At 63.2% G+C, this 23,810-nt stretch carries 20 protein-coding genes; 14 read left to right on the top strand and 6 right to left on the bottom strand.

The window, feature by feature from the left end:
* Position 1: 1 nt before the first annotated feature.
* A complete protein-coding gene (locus LAN70_06245) occupies positions 2–1,705 on the bottom strand; it encodes a hypothetical protein (protein ID MBZ5510757.1) in 1,704 nt (567 codons plus the stop codon).
* Positions 1,706–2,179: 474 nt separating this feature from the next.
* Between LAN70_06245 and LAN70_06240 the strand changes: the two genes are divergently transcribed.
* A complete protein-coding gene (locus LAN70_06240) occupies positions 2,180–3,763 on the top strand; it encodes a hypothetical protein (protein MBZ5510756.1) in 1,584 nt (527 codons plus the stop codon).
* 107 nt (positions 3,764–3,870) lie between these two features.
* On the top strand, positions 3,871–4,464 hold the full coding sequence (locus LAN70_06235; GenBank protein ID MBZ5510755.1) for a hypothetical protein: 594 nt from the start codon (positions 3,871–3,873) through the stop codon (positions 4,462–4,464).
* A gap of 23 nt (positions 4,465–4,487) precedes the next feature.
* On the opposite strand, the gene LAN70_06230 is transcribed toward LAN70_06235, so the two are convergent.
* From LAN70_06230 to thiM, 3 genes are read right to left on the bottom strand one after another with little or no spacing between them, the layout of a single operon-like run.
* Positions 4,488–4,826, bottom strand: a complete 339-nt coding sequence (locus tag LAN70_06230; protein MBZ5510754.1) for an STAS domain-containing protein — start codon at positions 4,824–4,826, stop codon at positions 4,488–4,490.
* A gap of 22 nt (positions 4,827–4,848) precedes the next feature.
* A complete protein-coding gene (gene thiE / locus LAN70_06225; GenBank protein MBZ5510753.1) occupies positions 4,849–5,502 on the bottom strand; it encodes a thiamine phosphate synthase in 654 nt (217 codons plus the stop codon).
* Positions 5,499–6,308, bottom strand: coding sequence for a hydroxyethylthiazole kinase (gene thiM, locus LAN70_06220; protein ID MBZ5510752.1), 810 nt, complete (start codon positions 6,306–6,308; stop codon positions 5,499–5,501). Before thiM ends, thiE begins: the two co-directional genes overlap by 4 nt.
* A 112-nt stretch (positions 6,309–6,420) precedes the next feature.
* Here thiM and tenA point away from each other — a divergent pair, with 112 nt between their 5' ends.
* The 10 genes from tenA to LAN70_06170 all read left to right on the top strand — a co-directional run bounded on the left by tenA (position 6,421) and on the right by LAN70_06170 (position 19,184).
* Positions 6,421–7,092, top strand: coding sequence for a thiaminase II (tenA, locus tag LAN70_06215; GenBank protein MBZ5510751.1), 672 nt, complete (start codon positions 6,421–6,423; stop codon positions 7,090–7,092).
* A gap of 2 nt (positions 7,093–7,094) precedes the next feature.
* Positions 7,095–7,898, top strand: a complete 804-nt coding sequence (gene thiD / locus LAN70_06210; protein ID MBZ5510750.1) for a bifunctional hydroxymethylpyrimidine kinase/phosphomethylpyrimidine kinase — start codon at positions 7,095–7,097, stop codon at positions 7,896–7,898.
* A 147-nt stretch (positions 7,899–8,045) separates the two neighbouring features.
* The gene (locus tag LAN70_06205; protein MBZ5510749.1) at positions 8,046–9,650 is read left to right on the top strand and encodes an ATP-binding protein; all 1,605 of its coding nucleotides are present in this window, start codon (positions 8,046–8,048) and stop codon (positions 9,648–9,650) included.
* Positions 9,651–9,778: 128 nt separating this feature from the next.
* On the top strand, positions 9,779–10,483 hold the full coding sequence (locus tag LAN70_06200) for a FadR family transcriptional regulator (protein ID MBZ5510748.1): 705 nt from the start codon (positions 9,779–9,781) through the stop codon (positions 10,481–10,483).
* 18 nt (positions 10,484–10,501) lie between these two features.
* Entirely contained in the window at positions 10,502–11,677 is a 1,176-nt protein-coding gene (locus LAN70_06195) for a (4Fe-4S)-binding protein (GenBank protein MBZ5510747.1), read from the top strand.
* Positions 11,678–11,703: 26 nt separating this feature from the next.
* The gene (locus LAN70_06190) at positions 11,704–12,921 is read left to right on the top strand and encodes a pyruvate ferredoxin oxidoreductase (protein ID MBZ5510746.1); all 1,218 of its coding nucleotides are present in this window, start codon (positions 11,704–11,706) and stop codon (positions 12,919–12,921) included.
* Positions 12,922–12,965: 44 nt separating this feature from the next.
* Positions 12,966–13,976 carry a pyruvate synthase gene (locus LAN70_06185; GenBank protein MBZ5510745.1) on the top strand — a complete coding sequence of 337 codons (1,011 nt, stop codon included), beginning with the start codon at positions 12,966–12,968 and terminating at the stop codon, positions 13,974–13,976.
* A gap of 89 nt (positions 13,977–14,065) precedes the next feature.
* Positions 14,066–15,430: an oxalate/formate MFS antiporter gene (gene oxlT, locus LAN70_06180; protein MBZ5510744.1), complete on the top strand. Its 1,365-nt coding sequence runs from the start codon at positions 14,066–14,068 to the stop codon at positions 15,428–15,430.
* Positions 15,431–15,653: 223 nt separating this feature from the next.
* Entirely contained in the window at positions 15,654–18,005 is a 2,352-nt protein-coding gene (locus tag LAN70_06175; protein ID MBZ5510743.1) for a malate synthase, read from the top strand.
* A gap of 309 nt (positions 18,006–18,314) precedes the next feature.
* Positions 18,315–19,184, top strand: a complete 870-nt coding sequence (locus LAN70_06170; protein MBZ5510742.1) for a class I SAM-dependent methyltransferase — start codon at positions 18,315–18,317, stop codon at positions 19,182–19,184.
* Between the two features lie 73 nt (positions 19,185–19,257).
* On the opposite strand, the gene LAN70_06165 is transcribed toward LAN70_06170, so the two are convergent.
* Complete coding sequence (locus LAN70_06165; protein MBZ5510741.1) at positions 19,258–20,040, bottom strand: IclR family transcriptional regulator; 783 nt, start codon at positions 20,038–20,040, stop codon at positions 19,258–19,260.
* 270 nt (positions 20,041–20,310) lie between these two features.
* Here LAN70_06165 and aceA point away from each other — a divergent pair, with 270 nt between their 5' ends.
* Complete coding sequence (aceA, locus tag LAN70_06160; GenBank protein ID MBZ5510740.1) at positions 20,311–21,696, top strand: isocitrate lyase; 1,386 nt, start codon at positions 20,311–20,313, stop codon at positions 21,694–21,696.
* A 153-nt stretch (positions 21,697–21,849) separates the two neighbouring features.
* On the top strand, positions 21,850–22,182 hold the full coding sequence (locus LAN70_06155; GenBank protein MBZ5510739.1) for an oxidative damage protection protein: 333 nt from the start codon (positions 21,850–21,852) through the stop codon (positions 22,180–22,182).
* Positions 22,183–22,384: 202 nt separating this feature from the next.
* Here LAN70_06155 and LAN70_06150 read toward each other — a convergent pair whose 3' ends face one another.
* Positions 22,385–23,689 (bottom strand): ATP-grasp domain-containing protein, encoded by a 1,305-nt coding sequence (locus LAN70_06150; protein ID MBZ5510738.1) that lies wholly within the window; start codon positions 23,687–23,689, stop codon positions 22,385–22,387.
* Between the last annotated feature and the right edge of the window lie 121 nt (positions 23,690–23,810).

Here is a 23,810-nt window from a genome sequence, read left to right as displayed (position 1 = left end):
TTCACGCCGGCGCGGCCGTGGCACCCGCCCGATCCGGCAGCAACCGGTCCAGCAGCGCTTGTTCGCAACGCACCCACATGCGGCTGCCGTAGAGCAGGGCACTGCACTGTAGCGTCAGCCAATCCATGGTCCGGAAGGGGGACCGGAAGGCGGCGGGATTGGCCAGCCATCGCTGCGCCAGATGCCGCACGATCGCGAACCCGGTCCCGCCGGTGGACCCGCCGATGTCCGCCACAATGCCATCCAGCGTGAACAGCACCTTCGACAGCATGATCAAAGGAGCAGGGAAGCGGATGCCCTGCACCGCCAGTTGTTCCAGCAGGCGCATGATGTCGGCGCCGCCGGGCAACCGCGTCGCCGGCATCTCCTCCAGGTAGCGAGCGACGGAACAGCGAATCATCCCCGCCTGCGGCGAGCGGCTGCGGATCGGGTGTTGGCTGAGTTCCCGCACCGCATTGGCCGCGCCCACCGGATCGCGCAAGGTCATCGTCAGGAACAGCAGCGCGAGATGGCGGCGCTGGCGATGCGTGAGTCGTTCGCGCAGCGCCCAATCGATGATGATCAGTTCTCCGCTTTCGCTGTTGTACAGCAGGTTGCCGGCATGGGGATCGGCGTGAAACACGGTCTGCTCGTCGGCCGCGAATAGAGGCGCCGCGACCAGTGCTTCCACCAACTGCTCGGCGATCCGGCGGCGCCGCCAATCCGGCAAGTGCGCAGCGGCGTTCGTCACCTTCGCGCCGAATTCTTCCGTCAGGGCGGTGATGGTGGATGTGCACAGCGGCTGCAAGACTCGGGGCACGCGCACACCCGGCATGGATTCATACTGCTTCCACGCTTCCAGCAGGGTTTTCTGCTCGCGCGGGAAATCCACTTCGTGCTGCAGCAGGCGCCGGACTTTGTTGAAGGTGTCAGGAATCACATGGCGGGGAAAGCCATACTCGCGGTGGCGTGTCCCGAACCATTGCGCCAGGTCATGGAGGAACTCCATGTCCTCGGCGAAGCAATCGGGAATATGCGGTTTCAAGACTTTGAAAACGCCGCGTTCCAGCTTGCCGGTTGCCGGGTCGCGCCAGGTAAAACGCACCACCGCGCTGACGCTGGCTTCCGACAGGATGCCGGGCCTGATTTGGACCTCGAACTCCGTCAGCCGCGCTCCCAATTCCCGGCGGATGAGGGTCGCCATGTCTTCCGGGCGGACGTCGCGAATCCCGTTCTCCAGCTTCGCCAGCGCGTTCCTCAACGCGGGACCCAAGTGCCGGTTGCGCGCAATCACCTGCCCCAGCTTTTGCAGCCCCGGCACTTTCGCGATCAGGCGCAGCAAGCGTGCTTCCGGCGTGCTTTTCGGCGGGAGTTCCAGTTGCTCCAGGAGTTTGGGGGCAAGCCGGCCGGCGGAGAGATGGGTCACCACGAACATCATGGCGTCGCGGACCGGCGCGCGCCAGGCGGCATAGGTCTCTGGAACCAGCGCCTCCACCGGCACGATGTCGTGGACGATCCATCGCGCCATGGCTTCGCGCAATTGCGGGCCTGCCGGGCTGCGCAGCGCGGATTCAATCAATCGGATCCGCTCGGCGCTGTCGGCCTCGGCCGGCAGGTATGCCGCGACCGCCGCGCGCAATTGCTCCGGCGTCATCCGGCGTAACTGATCTTCGATCAGCGACGAATTCACGAGCGACTCCGTGGCGTATCCACACCGCGCCGCCATGATCCTAATCCTTGCTCGCTGCGCGCGCAGTGACGGCGCGTCGCTGCGGAAACTTTCCACGCCTGACGTTCCAATTTGGTAAACGCGCGGGGATGAATCGCGAGTACGCAATCGATTTTGTGCCGGATTTCGGCGTTACGTCGCTTACAAAAATTTACGCTTCATGGCGGTTGACAGCGCTTGACAGAGTCTCGCGCCGGGCTTAAATTGCCGCTCGCGTTTTTTTTGTCACCTGCGGCAACCAGTGGGGGTTGGCGCAGGACTGGTTGTCTGCCGCGTTCGTCCATTCCAATAAAGTAAGCCGGCCCAAAGTCCCTACGGTCAACAGCTAGCTCAAAGGAGAGGGCAGCGATGCGACTTTCTTCGTTCCAACCATCCACCACCCAACCAACAACCGAGCGCAGCGCGATATGTCTTTCGCCTCTTGCGACTACCGGGCCAATACAACTTTTTCTCGAGAAAGGAAAATCCGTTATGACGCAGCAGCGCAGCAGGAGAAGTGTTACACGCCACCTCGCAGGGGCTATCGTGGCGCTCGGATTGTTTACTTTCAGCTTGGCCGCACTCGCGACTCAGCCGAACGACGCTTTTCCGGTCAGCTACAACATGCGGCGCATCGGACATGCTGATTTGCAGGGCCGCACGGCGTATCAGCCGACGCTCCACACCATCAACGGGCGCGTGTATCTCTTCGTCGGTCACTTCGGCGGCACCACCAAGGCCGGGTTGCCGAATGGCGGCACCACGATCGTTGACGTCACCGATCCGGACGAACCGCAGCAAGTGAACTTCATCCCGTCCAACGGGTCGCAGATGGTTCGCGTCTGTGACGGCGGTGTCATCGGTTCGGCTAGCTCCTATTACATGCTGCGCAATACCAGCAACACTCACGAGGTCTGGGACGTCACCAATCCCGCCAGCGCGACGCGGCTTTCCGTCATCCAGCAAAGTTCCACCGCCTTGTTCACCAACACCCACAAGAACTGGTGGGAGTGCGATACCGGGCTCGCGTTTATTGTTGCGGGTGCCGGCGCGGCATCCGCCAGCCCCGACGGCTGGACCACCAATCAGCACATCAAGATCTACGATCTCAGAGACCCCTCCAATCCCGTCTACATCCGCGATATCGGCTTGGTCGGCCAGAATCCCGGTTCGTCGGTCACGACCGCGACCTCCGGCGTTCACGGGCCGATCTCGATCAAGAACAATCCGATCACCGGCGAGGCGGTAAACCGGATTTACATCCCCTACGGCACGTCATCCAATGGCGTGTTCCAGATCGTCGACCGGCTGAAGGTTCTTCCTCCCACCTTTGGTGGCACCTGGAATGGATTACGGCCGACAAATCCGACCGACGACGATCTGCGTTCGCTCGTCGTTGGCTCGATGGATATGACGCCCAGCGAGGGTGCCCACACCTCGTTCCCCATCTTTGGCATGAAGTTGAAGCATTACCAGGGATTCACCAGCAGTTCGACTCGTGATTTGGTTGCGCTCATCTCGGAGGAAGTCGACAACCACTGCATAGGAGCGCCTCACTTCGGTTACCTGGTCGACGCAACCAGGGCGGTCGGAGCGGGGGGAGCCTCGGCGGGAGAAAATCACCCCATGGTGATCTCGACCATGCAGGTTCATGACGACTCGGCTCGCCCTGACTTCTGCACCCGCGGCACGCGCTTTGGCACGCACTCGACCAACGAGTCGTTCTACGCGCCGTACTACGGCAAACTGCTGTTCATCGCGTACTTTGATGGTGGTTTGCGGGTCTTTGATATCCGCAATCCGTATCGCCCGAAGAACGTGGCGTACTTCATTCCGAATGTCACGCCAAATACGATCCCAACGGCCGTGACCATCAATGGCGTACCCCAGAGTTTCTTGGACGTTTCCACCGACAATGCGGAGGTCGACGACCGGGGTCTGATCTATATCGTCGACCGCGTGGGCGGTGGAGCGGACATCTTGAAACTCACCGGCGACGCCCGCGACATCGTGGAAGGCGATGATGACGACGGCCACCACGACGGCCACCACGACGGTGGTGATCACGATCACTGATTGCGGTTAATGTTCGATGGGCGGAATCCTGCGGCAACGCATGGATTCCGCCCTTTTTCCCCGATACAATAGCAATTGGTGTGAAAATCGGGAGCAGAGCGCTCGCGGTGTTCGTTCTCTTGGCCTGCGCCAGTACGACGGCGGTGGCTCTGGCGCCGCGGGCTGTCTCGCATGACCCTCCCCGCAGCCACCAGGTGCGAAAGGCAAAGCCCAAGCCCGTTGCGGCTGTGCCCGCTCCGCCGCCGGCCGCACCGCTCCACGTTACCTATGAAGACGGTTTGCTATCCATCTCGGCCCAGAACGCGCCGCTGAGTGACATTCTGGCCCAGTTGCACCAGCGCACCGGCGCCACCATTGACGCTCCCGCCGATATGAACGAGCGCATTGTCGTGGAGCTTGGCCCCGGGCCCGCGGTGCAGGTGGTCGCCGCGCTGCTGGAGGCAACCCATTTCAATTACGTGATTGCCGGCGCCGCCAACAAGCCAGGCGCGGTGCAGAGCATTCAGTTGACGGTGAAACCTTCCTTGGATACGGAGGCCGTGGCGCCCGCTCCTGCGCCAGAGGGGGATCGCCCGTCGGCGCCGCAAGCCAGCACGAAGGCCAACCTCACCGGGGGCGACGAAGGGGTTTGGGACGATGTCGAAGTGCCCGCCGCCACGCCTGCTCCGCCGGCCGATACTGCCGCGCGTCCTCCGCAGTAGCGCCGCGTTCCTTGCGTCAATTCCTACGACTGCGCGCCCGCCGCAGAGTTTTCAAACATGTCGTGCAACTTCGTGATCTCGACCACGTCCTGAACGCGCTTGTTCGGGTTGATGAATTTCAGGTCGCCGCCGCCGCCCTTCGCCGATGCCCATACGCTGACAAATGCGCCGATGCCGGTGCTGTCCACCTGGAGCACATTGGCCAGGTCCACCCGGATCGGTTTGTGTTCGGCAAGCAAGCCGCGCACCGTCCTCGAGAATTGCGTCCAGGACTGCAGGTTCACTTTTCCGGTGCAATGCACAATGATTTTGTCGGGTTGGCGTTCGGTTTCCATCAGCAGTACTGGGCTTGCATTGGCCACGGCATCACCCCCGTCCAGCGAATCAGGATTTTACACTGCTGGGAATCATAAACAACGCGTCCCACGCGATTCTAAGTTCCGCGGTTGCAGCCGCGACATCGGCAGCTTCGGCGACCGCGGCGATCACCGCCGCCCCCGCCGCACCCGCTTCCACGATGCTCCTCAAGTTTCCAACATGGATGCCGCCAATGGCGACCACGGGCAGCTTCACGTCGCCGCAGATACGGGCCAGTTCGCCCAGGCCCAGGGGCGGCGCGGCGTCGGCTTTGCTGGCGGTGGAGAAGATGGGGCCGACTCCCAGGTAGTCGGCGCCGGCCTCGCAGGCGGCGAGAGCCTCGTCGTAGCAGGTGGCGGAAGCCCCGACAATCATGCCCCGCGGCAGCGAACGCCGGATGTCGCGCACCGCGGCATCGCCGCGGCCGACGTGCACACCGTCGGCGCCGATGGCAGCGGCGATTTCAACCCGGTCATTCACTATCAGCGGAACGCCGCTTTTTCGGGCGATGGACAGGAGGCGCGAGGCGGTGGCGGCAAACTCGGCGTCGGGCATCGTTTTGTCGCGGAACTGCAGGACGGTGGCGCCGCCGCGCACCACAGCTTCGGCAATCGCGAGGTGATCGCGGCCCAGGTGCGGCAGCGTCGTGGTGATGACGTACACCCGCAGATCCACCTTCATGCCGCGACCTCGATGCGCGCCCCCGCGCGCAGTGCCTCCGGGGTCAATTGCGCCAGGGCATCGTAAAGCCGGACGTGGAACGTGCCGGGGCCGGGCGACCCCTGGGCGGCGATTTCACCGGCCAGTCCGAAGGCGCTGAGCGCCGAAGCCGCCGCCAGCAGCCAATCTCCCTCGACCGCCGCATAGGCCGCCGTCACCGCCGTGGACATACAGCCCGTGCCGGTCACCCGGCTCATCAGCTCGTGGCCGTTCGAGACGCGTGCCACGCGGGTGCCGTCACTCACCATGTCGGTGCCTCCGGTAATGGCGGCGACGCAACCGAATTTGCGCGCGCAGGCGGCGGCGACCTCGGCGCGATCGCCCGCGGCGCCCACCGACTCAACTCCGCTGATGCTGGCCTGGTCTCCCGCCAGCGTGGCGACCTCCGCCAGGTTGCCGCGAACGATGGAAACGGAAAGCTGTTCCAGCAGGCGGAGCGCGCTCTCGGTGCGAAAGCGCGTCGCACCGGCGCCCACCGGGTCGAGCACGATGGGGATGCCGCGCAGATTCGCGCGCCGGCCCGCCAGCAGCATGGAATCCACCTGCTCCGCCCACAGTGTCCCCAGGTTGAGCACCAGCGCGTGCGCCGCGCCCGCCATTTCGTCCACCTCCTGGCGGGCATGCGCCATCACCGGCAATGCGCCGGCGCACAGCGTAATGTTGGCGGTTTCGTTCATCACCACCAGATTCGTGATTTGGTGGACCAGGGGCTTGTGGGAGCGCACCCTGGTCATGATGTCCGCAGCTCGGTTTGCGAGGTCGTTCATGGTTGTCATTGGGCGAGGACGATTGTAGTCCCGCACTGGAACCGTTCAACACGTCTGGGCTGCGCCCGCCGTTGCAGCCACATTTCCAGAGTGGTACAAGTCAGAGAAGGACATGGCGGAAAAACTTACCGAGCGCTTGCGCCGAACGGTCGCGCCCCTGTGGGACGCACAGCACCGGCATCCGTTCGTGCGCGGCATCGGCGAGGGCACGCTCGACCTGGAGCGTTTCAAGTTCTGGGTGCGCCAGGATTATGTTTTTCTGATCGAGTACGCGCGCGTGGTGGCGCTGGCGGCGGCGCGCAGTCCGGAGCTGAGAACGATCGCGAAATTCGCCACGCTGCTGAGCGAGACCGTCAACACCGAGATGCGCCTGCACCGTGCCTACGCCGCCGAGTTCGGCATCAGCACCACCGAACTCGAGCACGAGATTCCAGCGCCCTCCACGCGCGCCTACGCGGATTTCCTGCTGCGCGTTGCCTCCACCGGCGACTACGCCGAACTGGTCGCAGCCCTAGTGCCGTGCATGTGGGGCTTCAGCGAGATCGGATTGCGGCTGGCGAAGCTGCCCACGCCCGCCGACCAGCGCTACGCGAAGTGGATCGCGATGTACGCGTCGCCGGAGTTTGCCGAGCTGGCGCGCTGGTGTCGCGAGCTGCTCGACGAGGTGGCCGCCGGCTTGCCCGAGCGCCAATGGGCTCACTTGGAAGAGATTTTCCTGACCAGCAGCCGCTACGAGTGGCAGTTTTGGGAGATGGCATGGAAACAAGAGCGATGGCCCGTGTAAGCATCCCGCGCGTGTTGATCATTGCCGGTTCGGATTCCAGCGGCGGCGCCGGCATCCAGGCGGATCTGAAGACCGTGTCCGCGCTCGGCGCCTTCGGCATGACCGCCATCACCGCACTGACCGCGCAGAACACCACCGGCGTGCTCGGGATCGTGGAGGTTGCGCCGGAATTCGTTGCCTTGCAGATTGATGCCTGCGTCAACGACGTCGGCTGCGATGCGGTGAAAACCGGCATGCTGGCGAATGTGCCCATCATTGAGGCGGTGGCCGCCGGCATCGCGCGCCACAAGCTGCGCCGCGTGGTGGTGGATCCGGTGATGATCGCGAAGAGCGGGGCGCATTTGCTGAAGCCGGAAGCGGTGGCGGCGTTAAAGGCGAAAATGTTGCCGCTCGCGATGGTGGCCACGCCCAACCTCCATGAGGCGGGGGCGATCGTAGGGCGTCAGATTCACGACCTGGCCGGAATGAAGGAAGCGGCGCGCGCCATTCGCGACCTGGGGCCGGAGAACGTAGTGGTCAAGGGGGGGCACCTAGCGGGTGTCGCCGCCGACGTGCTCTATGACGGCAAGGAGTTCACCGAATTCCGCGCCGACCGCTTCCCCAGCAAGCACACCCACGGCACAGGCTGTATTTTCGCGTCGGCGATCGCGGCCAACCTGGCGCACGGGCGAGGCGTGCGCGAAAGCGTCGCCGCGGCGAAGGAGTTCATCACCTCCGCGATCCGCAACGGGCTGGCCATCGGCAAGGGCTGTGGCCCGGCCAATCCGATGGCGGGCATCACGCGCGACGCCACCGAGGTGCCCTGATGCAGCACGTCCACGCTGGAAGAATTGCCGGAATTTGGTATCTGCAATTCCGCAGTTCCCCAATTCCGCCATTGGCAGCCGCCTTGACACAGGGCCCAGAAGCACGCGTCACAGACAATCGCAGCGAAGTGCGATAGAGGGAGGTTCATGGCTCGAATCCCGCGATCTGAAGCCGCTGGGACGGCCGGCTCCGGCAACATCTTCTTTACCCGCGACCGCTACGAGCGCGCGCTGGAAGCGATCCGGGTCCGGTTGCGGCGCCGCGCCGTCGCCGATTATTCCTGGCTGCCCGACCTGGTGGAAGTCGGCGGATTCCACTACGAGTCGGGAGAGCGATTGTTCGAGCCATGGACGGCCTCGCTCAAGGCCCTTCTCGGCGACGCCATCCAGCCGCTGCTCCAGGAAACCTGGGGTTACATTGCGCGCGCGGCGGCCGAGAAATTTGCCGCCCTCGTCAACGGCGTGCTTTCGGAACGCGATCGCATTCGCATCGAGCAGGCCTACACGCGCCTCAAGTTCCCGGTGGCCAGCGTGAATCCGGACGGCATATCGGCCGGCACGGCGGGGGGAAGCTCCGACGCTTCAGTGCACCAGCACACCTGCTCGAAATGCGGCATGCCGTTCCGGCACGATGCGTGGGAATGTGAGCCGCCCAACGACACGTTCTGCAACCTGTGCGCGGAAGAAGTGATGGGCCCGATGCCGATCTTTGCCCAGCGCTGGTCCGCACGTGAGGATATTCAACCCGACGAACTCGCCGCCCGTGCTCGTGCCGGAGCGTCCCCTGACGAGACGGAGCACGAAACCACGCCGCCAACGCAACACAGCGCGCCGAAACCGGACGTCGTTCCCGATCCCACCCAGCGCGGCCTCGCCAAGGTGGCGGGCATGGACGATCTCAAGGCGCTGCTCTACGACGAAGTCGTCTCCGCGCTGCGCGAACCCGAAGACCTGCAAGCCTACGGCCTCACCATTCCCAACGGCATTCTCCTGTTCGGTCCGCCGGGCTGCGGCAAGACCTACATCGCGCGCCAGCTTGCCGAGGAACTCAACTTTTTCTTCAAGGAAGTCTTTCCCTCCGAGATCGGCAGCACTTTCATTCACGAGACCACCCTGAAGATCCGCGAAACCTTCGATACCGCCTCCGATCACGCTCCTGCCCTGCTGTTTGTCGACGAGTTCGAATCCATGGTGCCGGCGCGGCGCTCGCTGGGCGCCCATCAGCACCATACCTCGGAAGAAGTCAGCGAGTTTCTCAAGCAACTGGAATCGTGCGCGCAACGCCGCATCGTCCTGATCGCGGCCACCAACGAGCCGTGGAAGATCGACCCCGCCGTCATCCGCACCGGCCGTCTCGACAAGCTCATCTATGTGCCCGCGCCCGACGCCCCCGCGCGCGCCGCCATGTTGCGCTTCCATCTTTATGGCCGCCGGCAATGCGAGGGCATTGATGTCGTGGCGCTGGCCGATACCTTGCCCGGGTATTCCGCCAGCGATCTCAAGCTGCTGGTGGACGAAGCCGCGCGCCGCGCCCGCAAAGCCCGCCGGCCGATTTCCGAGGACGATCTGCGCCACGCCGCCCGCGAGCTGGTGCCCGCCTCGGTCACGCCCCGCGACGAATTGCGCTTTCTCGCCTTCGGACAGCGCGGCGTCAAGTTGTCCAGCTATAAGGTTGCCAACGACATTGCCTCCGCCTTGCGTACCGTCAGCGCCGCGGCCGCGCGGCGCCGCGTGCAACTGGTTATGGGCTGATTCCGCGCCCGTTTCGCTTCCCGTTTCCGTACTGGTCACAGTGCTAGGTGATGGCAGTCACTGCGCGATTTTCCGGCGTGCGTAGACTTTGCAAGTGGTCGGGTTATCAGACCACTTGCCTAAACCCTTTGGCCAGCACCCTCAAACCGCCCTTCGAGGTCCGCAAGGACAAGGTCTACGACCAGGTCGCGCGGAAGCTCGAACAGTTCATCCGCCAGGAACTGAAGCCCGGTGACAAGCTCCCTTCGGAAAGGGATCTGGCGCAATCGTGCAAAGTCAGCCGCAGTTCCATCCGGGATGCCATGCGCAGGTTGGAATTGATGGGGCTGGTGGAGCCGCGTCAGGGCGCCGGCACCATCGTTCGTGATGCATCCCCGGATGCGATGGTCAACCCCCTGTTCTCCGCCCTGATGAGCAAACGCAAGCACATTGTCGAGCTGCTCGAGGTCCGTACGATCATCGAGCCGCCCATCGCGGCGCGCGCCGCCCGGCACATCACCCCCGAACAGTTGGCTCGCATGGAAGAGATCCTGCGCCGCCACGGCGAGAAGGTGACGCGGGGCGAGCCGGCCATGGAAGAAGACTCGGAGTTCCATTACACCATCGCCATGGCGGCCAACAACTCCGTGTTGTTGCACGTGATCGACGTTTTGATGGATCTGCTCCGGGAAAGCCGGGAACGCAACATGCAGGTCGAAGGCCGTCCGCAAAAGTCCTTCGAGGGCCACCAACGCATTTTTACGGCACTGTCCCGGGGAGACGCCAAGGCGGCCGAAGCCGCCATGCGCCGGCACCTGGAAGCAGTCACGCAACTCGTACTCAAACAGCAATAAACGAATGGAGGTCGCCAGATGGGCCAGCTATTTGCGATCGAAATTATCTACCGTGGGGTCTTCCAAAAGACTCTGGCGAAGAACATCTGCCGTGGAATCGTCCTGGCCGCCCACAACGAGGGCAAACCAGGGCTTTCCTTTGGCCGTTACGGGGACAGCCCGGAGCGGAACGGCATTCCCGCCAAGAGCTTTGCCATCGTCGCCACCGACGATGAGACCCTGGAAAAGGGAATGGCTCAGTACGAGCCCAAACAAACCGACGTCACCGTTGTCCTGGACGACACGCTCTGCAAAGGGCTCGAGTCCTGGGGCTGGTACGGTGTGCAGACCGTGACCGAGCACCTGAAGCCGGGCGCGACCCTGATCGTCACCTCCCTGGAGCAGCCCACTACGCTGCTCAAGGCGCTCCACACCACCGATAACCCCTACAAGCTTGGCGTCGTCCGCGGCGTTACCAGCTTCTCCGGCATGTGGGTCTTCAAGGACGATCACACGGACGTTCGCATCCTGGGCGCCATCGCCAAGGCGCAGCCGGAACTGATGAAGTTCTCGTCGCTGGAGAAATTCATCAGCGAGAAGCTCAAGAACACGTTGAAGGTCACCTCGGCCCGCACCGCGTTCGACAAGTTCTCCACCGTTCAGGTCAAGCCGGGAACCGGCAGTAAGGAAAAATTGCAGCACTTCGATCTGATCGGTTCTTCCGCTATGCGCCTAGGCGTCTCCATCCCGGGCCAGGGGCAGGGTGGTCCCTATCCCGATCCGGTCACCCAGCAGGCGGGCGGCTTCCGGCCAGTCCGCAATGACAAGCTGAAGAAGGCGACCACCCGCACCCTGCGCCCGGTCGTCAACTTCGAGACCTGCACCAAGTGCACGTTGTGCTGGCTGAACTGCCCGGATGGGTCGTTCGATGTCACGCCCGACGGCACCTACGACGCGAACCTCGACGCATGCTGCGGTTGCGGCATTTGCGAAGCGGTTTGCCCGGTGCCCGACTGCATCCGCATGGTTCCGGAAACCGCGTTCGCCGATAGCGCCAGCCAGTGGGAAGCCTTCCGCAAGGACAAGGCCGCCTACAAAGCTTCGTTGCACAAGCTGGTGGCTGCTCCGCCGGCCCAGCGTACGCATGGTTACCGTTTCAAGGGACAGTACAAGGACCAGGCAGCCAAGGCCCTGGAAATCGCCCAGCAAAGCTAGCTCAGAAGGAGATTCGTATGGCAACAATGGCAGTGGCAGAACAAAAACAAGTCGAACAGGAAGCCCTGATTACGGGTTCCGAAGCCATGGCGATCGCCTGCAAGCTGGCTGACGTGGACGTAGTCACGGCTTATCCGATTCGCCCCTACGACACGGTCATGCAGTTCATCACCCAGCTCAACGCTGACGGCGAGATGGACTGCGAGTTCATCGTGGCGGAAGGCGAACACTCACAATTTGAAATCGTCAAACATGCCTCCATTTGCGGCGCCCGCGTTTTCTGCGGCAGCAGCGGTGTGGGCTGGATGTATGCCATGGAAGCCCTCACGGTCACCCCGGCGCTGCGCGTGCCGATGATCGCCATGGTGGGCAACCGCGCGCTGGATGACCCCGGCGCTTTCGGTACCGAACACAATGACGCTCTTGCCGTCCGCGACCTGGGTTGGCTTTTGACCTGGGTGGACAGCGGCCAGGAGTGCCTCGACACCACCCTCATCGCTTATCGCGTGGCCGAAGACAAGCGCATGATGGTGCCCTGCGCCATCAGTTGCGACGGCGCCTTCCTCACCCACTCGCAGTCGCTGATCAAGATTCCCTCGAGCGAGCAGGTCAAGAAGTTCCTGCCCCGCTACGATCGCGGCGATCTGCTCATGCACCCGGACAACATCATCTCCATCGCTCCTCAGGTCAACGAGGACTGGGTGATGGAAGTCCGCAAGCAGAACTACGCCGTCACCGAGCGCTCCATGGACGTCATTCGCGAAGCCTATACCGACTTCGAGAAGATCTTTGGCCGCAAGTACGGCAACCCGTTCTTCGAGGAATTCATGACCGAGGATGCGGACGTCGTTCTGCTCGGCATGGGCACCATGTCGATGCCGATGCACGTCGCCATCCGCGATCTGCGCAAGAAAGGCATCAAGGTCGGCTTTGTTCGCCTGCGCTGGTTCCGGCCCTTCCCGGCCGAGGAACTGGCCAAGTGCCTCAGCCGTTTCAAGGCCGTGGGCGTTGTCGATCGCGACTTCTCCTTCGGTTCGCCCTACCTGAGCGGCGTGGTCGCCACCGAAGTCAGGACCGCGCTGTATCCGGGCAAGGGACCCAAGCCGCCGGTGCTGGGCTTTATCTGCGGGCTGGGTGGTCGCGAGGTCACGTTGCAAGACGTCAAGACGATGACCGACAAGACGCTCGAGGCTGCGGCAGGCAAGACCGTACCGCTGACGCAATGGATCGGGCTGCGGGACTAGCACGTCGCTGACGTGTTCCTGGCGCCGGAAAGGATTAGGACAACATGGCTATCTTTGTAGACGAAAAACCGACCCAAAACCTGGAGGGCTTCAAGGGTGTCAAGAAAGTCCCCCACAACGAATATTACACATCCGGCCACCGCACCTGCCAAGGCTGCGAGTCGGCTCAGATGATGCGGCTGTTGGCCAAGGCCGCCGGCCCGAGGACCATCGTCCTGGGGAGCACCGGCTGCATGTACGTGGCCAACACCTCGTACTACACCACGCCCTGGGGCGTGCCCTGGATGCATACCCAACTGGGCAGCTCCGGCTCCGCCGTCCTGGGCGCCGCTGCTGCTTTCAAGGCGCAGATGCGCAAGGGCAAAATGAAGGATGAGCCCATCAACGTCATCGCCTTCTGCGGCGACGGTGGTGGTGCGGATATGGGCCTGGCCGCCATCTCGGCGACTCTGACCCATCCGGATTACAACCTCCTCATCCTCATGTACGACAACGAGTCGTACGCCAACACCGACATTCAGATTTCCGGCACTTCACCCTACGGCGCGAACACCTCGTTCAGCTTCCCGGGGAAGAAGCGGCGCATCATGAACCACCGCTGGAAAAAGAATGTCGCGCCCCTGTTGGCCATCGGGCATCCCACCTGCCGCTACGTAGCGACCATTTCCACGTCCTACGCGCTGCAGGCCATGAACATCGTCCGCCGCGCCCTCAGCATCGGTGGACCGACGTTCGTGCATTGCCTCAACCCGTGCCCCAAGGGATGGGATTTCGATCCCCTCCAGGCGCACGAACTCGGCGAGCTGGCCGTCAACACCGGCATCTGGCCCTTGTACGAGATCGAGAAAGGCGTCGTGAAGCTGTACGGCAAATCCAAACAGATTGCCGACGGCAAATTCAAGCGCCTCCCGGTCAGGGATTACCTGGAAAAGCAAGGCCGTTTCAACCACTTCATCGACGAAGACTACGAGTTCTTCCAGAGCAAAGTGGACGAGATGTGGACCAAGTGGCTTGTACCCGGAATCATTCCGCTCGGGAACGAGCTCACTCAGTAAGAATCAAGGGCCACCCGCTTCGGCGGGTGGCCTTGTCTTAAACGGGACCGTCGGGGACCGCGCAGTTAATGCCTTCGGAGGTGTACGGTATGGCCACTGCAGTGGCAACCACTCCCACCGAACCCCGCGTCGTCAATCGCTGGGTTCAATTGATCGCAGGCGTGGTCGCGATGATGGCTATCGCGAATCTTCAGTACGCCTGGACCTTGTTCACCAAACCTCTTACAACCAGTCTGAACGCAACCCTGGCCGCCGTCCAGGTGGCATTCGCAGCATTCATCATCGCCGAAACCTGGCTGGTACCCTTCGAAGGCTATCTCATCGATCGCCTCGGACCGCGCCGGGTCATCGCCATCGGCGGCATCCTGGTCGGCCTTGGGTGGATCGGCTCAGGGTATGCGCACAGCCTGCATCAGCTCTATTTCTGGTACGTGGCGGGCGGCGTCGGCGCCGGCGCCGTATACGGCGGAACCATCGGCAACTCGCTGAAGTGGTTCCCTGATCACCGCGGCCTCTGCGCTGGCTTCACCTCCGGCGCGTACGGCATCGGGACCGCGCTCACCGTGGCGCCGATCGCAGCCATGATTAAGAACTCCGGCTATCAGAAGACGTTCATCACCTGGGGCTTCATCCAGGGCGCCGTGGTCATTATCGCCGCCATGTTCATTGTTGCCCCGCCGAAGGGCTGGGTACCGAAGGGCTGGTCGGTCGCGGAGGCACTCGCCAAAGTCAAGGTGCGTACCTCCACCTACGACATGACCCACTGGCAAATGCTGAAAACCCCGGCGTTCTACGTGATCTACATCATGATGACGCTGGTCGCTTTCGGCGGCCTGGTGGTCACCGCCCAGATCGCTCCCATCGCACGGCATTACGGCGTTGACAAGGTCATCCTCTGGTGGGGCATGTCGGCGCTGGTGATCGCCATCGAAGTGGACCGCATCCTGAACGGCATCACCCGGCCGTTCTGGGGCTGGGTGTCCGACCACATTGGACGTGAGAACACCATGTTCATCGCGTTCATGTGCGAAGCGGCCGCAGTCTTCGCCCTGCTGCATACCATCAGCAGGCCGGTGTGGTTCATCCTGCTGTCGGGCTTGTGCTTCTTCGCCTGGGGCGAGATCTTCTCGCTCTTCCCCTCCATCACCGGTGACCTGTTCGGCAAGAAATGGGCCACAACCAACTATGGCATTGTCTACACGTCCAAAGGTCTGGCCTCCATCTTTGCCGGACCGGTGGCCGCGATGGCCAGTGTCAAGACCGGGTCGTGGATCCAGGTTTTCTACGCCATGGTCTGCTGCGACGTACTGGCAGCTTTGCTGGCGCTGTTCTGGCTGAAACCGGTCGCCAAAAAGACCTTCCTCAAAGGACAGGAGCTGCAACGTTTGGAGGAAGCTGACGCGGCAAGCGCAGCCGCTCGTGCAGGGAAAAAACCGTTAGGAGCGACGATCTAGAGTTCCTTGCATTGCAAACTTGGGGCACGCCGGCGGTCGCGCCGGCTGCCCTTTTTTTTCGACGACTGCTTCTTTTCGGATTCATGCTTCGCCGGCGGTGTGTTCCTGGCCCGCCATGAATTTTTTCCGTCTGCGCACTCCCGTGGCGCATCTGTACGATTGTTCTATTCTCCCCTGCGTGCCCCGCGCGCGATCCTAGGAAAATCTGAGGAGGTTCCAGTCCATGGTCCAACGGGACGTATTGCAAAATTTTCCTGACCTGTTCGGCAACAAGAAGGTGAACGGCCGCGACCTCAATGTCGAACAAACCATCGCCGCCCTCACCCGCGAACTGCGTCCCGACATCGCCGCCGTCCTCACCGCGCGCCGCCAGCTTCTCCAGTCCCCCGCGCCGGTGCGCCAGCGATATGCCTGGCCGAATTGGGATGACAAGTTCGACGATCCCGTTACCGGCAAGCCATGGACATTCCGCCAGATCGTGCAGGGCATGATTGACAATTTCCTCGGCCGCGACACCCCGTGGCGCTGGCGGCTGAACGATGAAACGCCCATCCCGGCGGACGCGCACCCGCTCACCAATCCCGGACTCGAACTCACCGGTCCGTGGTATCCGCTGGACATGGCCTTCAACGCCCTCAACAGCCCCGCGCCGGTGAACATGCCCGACTGGGAAGACGCCTCGCCGCCGCACTTCCGTCCCGACGGCTCGCCCAAGGACCAGCCCATCGGCGTCTACGCCGCCCTGCAGAACGCCCGGGAAATCCTTGAGGGCCGCTGGAACGACCGCCCCTACGAGGTCGAAAAGAAAGGCAAGAAGCGCAGCTACAAGATCTCCAGGCCACCGTCGCAGTGGCCGACGCGTTTCAACCGGCCTCCCGGCATGCACGTCCTTTGGGACCATATCGAGGTAGACGGCAGCCCCGCGCCCGGCATGATCGCCGTCACCGTCCTTTGGACCCTCAACAATTACGACGCCCTCAAGCGCGGCGGCGCCGGCGTGTACTTCTACATCCCGAAACTGCAGACGCCACGCGAAGCCTTCGTCCTGGAAAAACTCCTGTCGCGGATCGAAGGCCTGATCGGCGTTCCCGCCGGCGCCTTCAAAATCAAGGTCCTCTACGAAGAGGGAAATGCGGGCCGCATCCTGCCGGCGATCACCTGGGTCTTGCGCCGCCGCTTGCTCGGCACCAACGTCGGCCGCTGGGACTACCTGGGCAGCATCATCGAGATGTGGAAGGACGATCCCAACGGAGTCTTTCCCGACCCGCAGACCGTCGGCATGGCCTCGCCCACCATGATCGCCTACCAGCGCTACAACGCGCTCTTGATGCTCATGGCCGGCATGAAAAATGGCGAACTCACGCAGGCGGCGCCCATCGGCGGTATGGCCGCGGTCATGATCTATCAGGCCGGCGACCCCTACGGCCGCTCACGCTACAACCCGCTTGCGTTGCGCGCCATGGTCGTTGACAAGACGCGCGAGCGCCTGCTCGGGCTGATGTTTGTGCCCGATCAACCGCTATCGAACCCGCAGCCGACGTTGGACGAGATCATCGCCGGAAAAGTGAAGGGCAAACTCTACGACGCCTATCGCCAGAGCTGGGTCGCCAGCCCCGAGCCCGCGTATGTCGCCGCCGGCAATGAACCGCTTCGCGTTCCTGTCGCGCAGCTCGAGGCTCGGCTCAACGCGCCGCTGGAGACGACCGACGTGAAAGGAAAGCCCGTGCCTACGGTCGCCAGCGGCCTCAGCGATGCCGAGCGCTCGGTGCTGCAATCGCGGGGACTGATCGACGCGCAGCGCAAGATCACGCCCTTGGTCATCGCCAGGGAAGCGGTCGATACCCCGGAGAAAATTTTCACCCAGGAACTTTGGGACGACATGTACTGCGTGCCCCAGGGCGACGTCACCATCGAGCACATCCAGCACGCCTTCTACATGGCCGCCAACTATGGATTTCAAATCCTCAACGGCAACTTCGCCGCCGCCATTGACGATTACGAGCTCAAGCTGCGCTTCATGAACGACCTTGCCACCTATCGCATTGACGTGTCGTGGCTGTGGACGGTGGCGCATCGCCAGGCGGTCATCACCAGGGACGGGTATTTCAAGCGGCAGGCGCTCACCGAAGACGGCGTCGAACTGGCGGCCAATGCCGAGCCGGTGAAGGCGGGCACGCGCTTCACCCGCGAGATGTTCGACAAAGTCTGGAACTACCACAATGAGTGGACGGCGGAATTCTTCGCCGAACTCGACCGCCGCGGCGATCCCGGCCGCTTCGACCGTTCCAAGGCGCCCGTGATCATGGACCTGCTGAAGCGCCAGTTGCTGTCGCCGCGCTACATCCAGCACAGCGCCCGCGTGCTCTTCGAGCTGGGCAAGGCGAATGAGCAGGAGCGCGCGCAGATTCTCGACGCCCTCTTCGAGCTCTCGCGGGACGAGGTCGTCCGCCGCGTCCACGCCGGCAAGATGGACAAGATCGCCCTCCAAGCCCACGACTACATTTTTGATATTTTTCCCGCCGCCCAGGAGGTGCAGCGCCCGGTGGCTGCCTCGGGAGGCCAACGTTCCGCCTGAGGTGACTCGACAGTAGCTCGGTTGCCCACCCATGTCGCTCCCGGTGGAGCCTGCCCCGGGCGCAGTCGAGGGGGAGCGACAGGGCGGGGTTTTCCTCGCGTTTTTCCAGTTCCTGTGCGCCCGTCTGTTCCGTCCTGCAGGCCCCGGCGCCCTCGGCCGCGCCTACTTGAGCCGCACTTTCCTCGTCCCGGCCCCATGACAAGCGAACTTTTTTGACGTACCATAGCGGGCGCGCATCACGTGGGGTGAGCGCTCAACGATCCTCAGGTCCCCGACTTCTCCGCTCCGGCATTTACCGGGAGGTGCAGCATGTCCTCTCCTGTCCCGATTCCGCAGTTTGATCCCATCAAGTACAAGGGCACAACGCGTGAACAGTGGAACAACGCCGCCCAGGCATGGCACGACTGGACGCCCTGCCTGCAACAGTGGCTCGGTCCGGCGACCCAGATCATGCTGGACATGGCCGGCGTGCAACCAGGCAGCCGCGTGCTCGACATCGCCGCCGGCGCCGGCGATCAGACTCTCGAAACGGCGCGGCGCGTCGGCCCGCAGGGATTCGTCCTCGCTACCGATCTCTCGCCTACCATCCTTCAGTTCGCTGACTCCAATGCCAAGCGCCATGGTCTCGACAACGTCGCCACCCACGTCATGGATGGCGAGCATGTGGACGTCGAACCGGCGAGCTTTGACGCGGTCATTTCCCGTGTCGGGCTGATTTATTTTCCCGACCAGCAAGCCGCTCTGGCCGGCATGAAACATGCTCTGCGGCCCGGGGGGCATTTCGCTGCCATCGTTTACACCACGGCGGACCGCAATGCGTTCTTCTCCATCCCCGTGTCCATCGTTCGCCGGCGCGCCAATCTGCCGCCGCCCGCGCCCGGGCAGCCCGGCCCGTTCAGCCTCGGCTCCCCCGGCGTGCTGCGCGACGCCTTGCAACGTGCCGGCTTCCGCGATGTCGAGGAGGACGTGGTTCCCGCGCCGCTGCGGATGAAGTCCGCAGCCGAATGCCTGCGCTTCGAGAAGGAATCTTTTGGCGCATTGCACACCATGCTCGCCTCCCTCAGCGATGCCGAGAAGAATGCGGCATGGCAGGAAATCGAGGATGAACTTCGCAGGTTTGAAGGTGCCAACGGTTTTGTCGGCCCCTGCGAACTGCTGGTCGTCTCTGGAGCCAGGTAAGCGCTTGTGGCGCGGGCGCCTAAGCCTGCCCTCAGCGAAGTCGAGGGCCCGCGACTCCTGGAGTGCCGAGAGTTTATTTTCTTGCCGCGCGATATCCCAGTTGGGTGGAGATCCGCCGCGCCGTTTCCTTCACCAGGTCAATGATCCGCGGCAGGGTTTCGCGGTTCACCTGCTGCGTCGTTCCGGTGATGTTCAGCGCCGCCTCCACCTGGCCCGCGGCGTTGAAGACAGGCGCGGCCACGCAGCGCACTCCGGGGCTGTTTTCCTCGTCGTCGAAGGCATAGCCGCGCTCGCGTACCGTCTCCAGTTCGCGCAGGAAGCGCGTCGGGTTGGTGATCGTCGTCGGGGTGCGCTTCTTCATCCCGCGGTCGCGCAGGATCGCCTGCACTTGCGCCTCGGGCAGGTGCGACACCAGCACCTTGCCGACGCTGGTGGAGTAAACCTCCATGCGCCGTCCCACCCAGGTGTCCATCTTGACGAACCCGGGCGATTCCACCCGCTCGACGTAAACGCCCTGCGTGCCGTCCAGGATCGCCAGGTGGGAGGTGATGTGCACGTGCTCCACCAGGCTGCGCATCATGGGCAGCGCCACCTCGCGCACGTCCACGGCGCTGAGCGCGCCGCGTCCCAGGTTCAGCACCTTCAGCCCCAGCCGGTATTTGCCGTCGTCGCCGTTGCGGCGCAGGTAGCCGTGCTTCTCCAGCGTGCGCAGGATGTAGCTGGCGGAGCTTTTGGGGATGTCCAGCTTGCGGCTGATCTCGGCGTTGTTCATGCCGGAGGAGCGCGCCGCCACCGCTTCCAGGATGGCGATGGTGCGGTCAACCGCGGTGGACGGAGATTCTGTGGTTCCGGGCATCGTAAGGGTGCGCTACCGCTGATTTTTGCAACACTCATCGTACCGCAGGTCGAACCATTGTTCAACAGGTTGAACGGTTACCTTGGGCACACCATCGAAAACTTGCGTGTACACGATCATGAATTTATGTTCAGCATATTGAACAGCTAAATTGACGCCCCGGGGCGATCACCGCTACTCTTTGTACACCATCTTGAACGGTGTTCGTAATGCTGAACACCGGAACAACCCCAGGCTCCGGGCTCCCAACCAACGCTAAGGAGAACCATCATGTCGGTGAACGGCCAATCGAAGGAAAAGAACATCTGGACCGATAGCCCCCGCTGGAAGGGCATCAGCCGCCCCTATTCCATGGACGACGTCGAGCGCCTCCGCGGCAGCATCCGCATCGAGTACACCCTCGCCCGCTTGGGCGCGGAGCGCCTGTGGGACCTGCTGCACAGCGACACCTACGTCCCCGCGCTGGGCGCGGTCACCGGCAACCAGGCAGTGCAGATGGTGAAGGCGGGCCTCAAGGCCATCTACGTCAGCGGCTGGCAGGTCGCCGCCGACGCCAACGACGCCGGCCAGACCTATCCCGACCAGAGCCTCTACCCGGCCGACAGCGTTCCCAACCTCTGCCGCAAAATCAACAACGCGCTGCTGCGTGCCGACCAGATTGACCACTCCGAAGGCAAGAACGGCACTCATTGGTTCGCCCCGCTGATTGCCGACGCGGAAGCCGGCTTCGGCGGCCCGCTCAACGCCTACGAACTGATGAAGGCGATGATCGAGGGCGGCGCCGCCTGCGTCCACTTCGAGGACCAGCTCTCTTCCGCCAAAAAGTGCGGCCACCTCGGCGGCAAAGTCCTAATCCCGACGCAAGAAGCAATCCAGAAGCTGATTGCCGCGCGCCTGGCGGCTGACGTCATGGGCGTACCTACGCTGCTGCTGTCGCGCACGGATGCGAATTCGGCCAAGCTGATTACCAGCGACATCGATCCCGTGGACCGCGCTTTCATCCACAAAGAGCGCACCAATGAAGGCTTCTTCCGCGTACAAGGCGGGCTCGATTACGCCATCGCGCGCAGCCTCGCTTACGCGCCCTACGTGGACATGATCTGGTGCGAGACCTCCGAGCCCAACATCGAAGAGGCGCAGCGCTTCGCCGAGGGCGTGCACGCCAAATTCCCGGGCAAAATTCTCGCCTACAACTGCTCGCCGTCCTTCAACTGGAAGAAGAAGTTGAACGACGCCGATATCGCCCGCTTCCAGCCGGCGCTGGCCGAGATGGGCTACAAGTTCCAGTTCGTCACCCTCGCCGGTTTCCACTCGCTCAACCTCAGCATGTTCGAACTGGCGCGCGGTTATCGCGACAAGGGCATGACCGCTTACTCGCGCCTCCAGGAAAAGGAATTCAGCCGCGAGTTCGAATACGGCTACCAGGCGGTGAAGCACCAGAAGTTCGTCGGTACCGGCTACTTCGACGCCGTCAACGAAGTCATCACCCAGGGCATCACCTCCACCGGGGCGCTGGAAGGCTCCACCGAGGCGGAGCAGTTCCAGTTGAAGCCGACGCCCACCGTGATTCAAATCGGTCACGATCCGGCGTGCCAGCCCATCCTGGGCGACTGTCCCGCGGTCGAGCCCACGCGCGAACGCATGGCCGGCGACTAACCTCATCGGGTGATCGGGCGATCTGGTGATCTGAAATTCACCATTGACCCGTCACCCGATCACCCGATCTTCAGATCACCCGATCACCAGATCATCCGATCACCCGATATCCGCGCCATGCGCTAAAATCGTATTGCATTCCAAGGAGCGCACATGAGCTGCGGTAATCCCTTCGCCGGCGGACCGGCACCCCAGGAAGCTGATCCCAACGCGCGCAAGGTTATGTGCGTCAAGTTTCAGAAAGAAATGCCGGGGCTCGACGAGCCGCCGTTCGACAGCCCGCTCGGCCAGCGCATCTACGAAAACGTCTCCGCCGAGGCGTGGAAGCTCTGGGGCGAGTACTGCAAGATGGTTCTCAACGAGTATCGCTTGAATCCCGCCAACCGACAGGACCAGGAGCTGATCCTGAAGCACATGGAAGAATATTTCTTCGGCGAGAGCTCCGCTTTCCCGCCGGGCTACGTGCCACCCAGAAGCAAGGGGTAGTCTTCAGTCGTCAGTCTTCCGTCGTCAGCCTTCCGGAAGAAGCGAAACAAGGATGGAGCGCGCTCGCCCGCGAGCGCGTTTTGTTTTCTGTCGCGCGCTCTTCCCGTTTCGGGAACGCGCTCGTTAAATTTTCCCGTCGCCCCTGTCTTTTTCCACAGAAAACCGTGCCAATCCACAGATGTTCTACGTAGAACATTTTCCTCTACACGACCGGAATAGCCTTTGAAATCATGAACTTAAGCCGCGCGTGCGATTCCCGCAGCGCGTTTTCAACCACTTGCGGGTCTGCGCCACGCGCGAAGATGAAGCCCAGGTAGCTGGCGCCCTCCGGCAGCGGCACCAGCTTCTGGCGGAGCTTGGCCGTGATCTCTACGCGCTCGACGCCCGCGACCTGCTGCGCCTCCTCGACGTTTTCGACGCCTTCGTAAAAGCCCTCGTGCGGGATGGGGATCATCATCACGCCTGAGGCGCAGCTCTCGCGCGCCACCTTGTCCACCGGCTCGCCCAGCGCGTGCCGCAGGAGCAGCTCTTCCAGCGAGAGCAACCGGCCGCCGGCCTCCCACCCCGTCGCGCGCAAAACCGGCGCGCGTCGGGGACCCCGGTGAAAGCGGAGCGCGCCGGCGCACAAGCCGCCGATGGGCCGGGCCGCGACCTCCAGCATCCACGGGCCGTCGTGGTTCACGCGAAGCTCGCCGTGAATGGGACCGTCGCTCAGCCCGAGCGCGCTGACCGCCTGCTGCGTGCAGGCGGCGATCGCCTGCTGCGCCGCATCGTCGAGGCGCGAGGGGGTGACGTAAATCGTCTCTTCGAAGAAGGGGCCGTCGAGCGGATCAGGCTTGTCGAATATGGCGAGCACGCGCAGGCGGCCGCGGGTCACCAGGCCCTCCACTGCGACCTCGCGCCCGGGAATGAAGCTCTCCACCTGGATCCATCCGGCGCTCTCGTCGCGCATGATCTTCACATCTTTCTGCGACAGCAGCGCGGCGATGCGCTTGAAGGCGGCGATGAATTCCTTTTCGTTGTCGGCGCGGATGACGCCGCGGCTGGCGGACAGTCCAAGCGGCTTCAGCACGCAGGGATAGGGCACGGCGCGGGCGGCTGGCCCGGGAGCGGAGGCGGCCTTGAAGCGCGTGTACCAGGGCACGCGCATGCCCGCCTGCTGGTAGCGCTCGCGGGCGAGGAACTTATTGCGGCAGAGCTCAACCGCTTCCGGCGAATGAAAGCGCAACCCCAGGTCGCGGGCGACGAGCGCGGCGGTCGCGGTGGGCGCGTCACCGATGGCGGCGACGCCGTGGATGGGCTGGTGCAGGGCGTATTCGCGGATTTTTCCGGCGGACTCGCGCGGTTTCTGAAAGCGGACGGAGATGGCGCCGTCGCCCCAGGGATCGTCCATGGCGTGACAGGTATCGGAGGCGAGCACGAGGGGAATCTCCATGCGCTCGGCGGCGGCGCGGAATTGTTGCGCCTGGTAGCCGGTCGTGGTGGAGAGGAGGAGAAGGCGTTTCATGCGGACAGATTGATTGTAGCGGGTCGCGCCGGTTGTCGGTCGTCGGTGATCGGTCATCGGTTATCAAAACCATTGCCGATTGTCGATTGTCGATTGTCGATTTGGCAAAGCTTGTGGCTTT

The organism is Terriglobia bacterium (assembly GCA_020072845.1).
GTDB lineage: Bacteria > Acidobacteriota > Terriglobia > Terriglobales > Acidobacteriaceae > JAIQGF01.
Note: the sequence above shows the minus strand (reverse complement) of the source record. Positions and strands in the feature narration are given on the sequence as shown.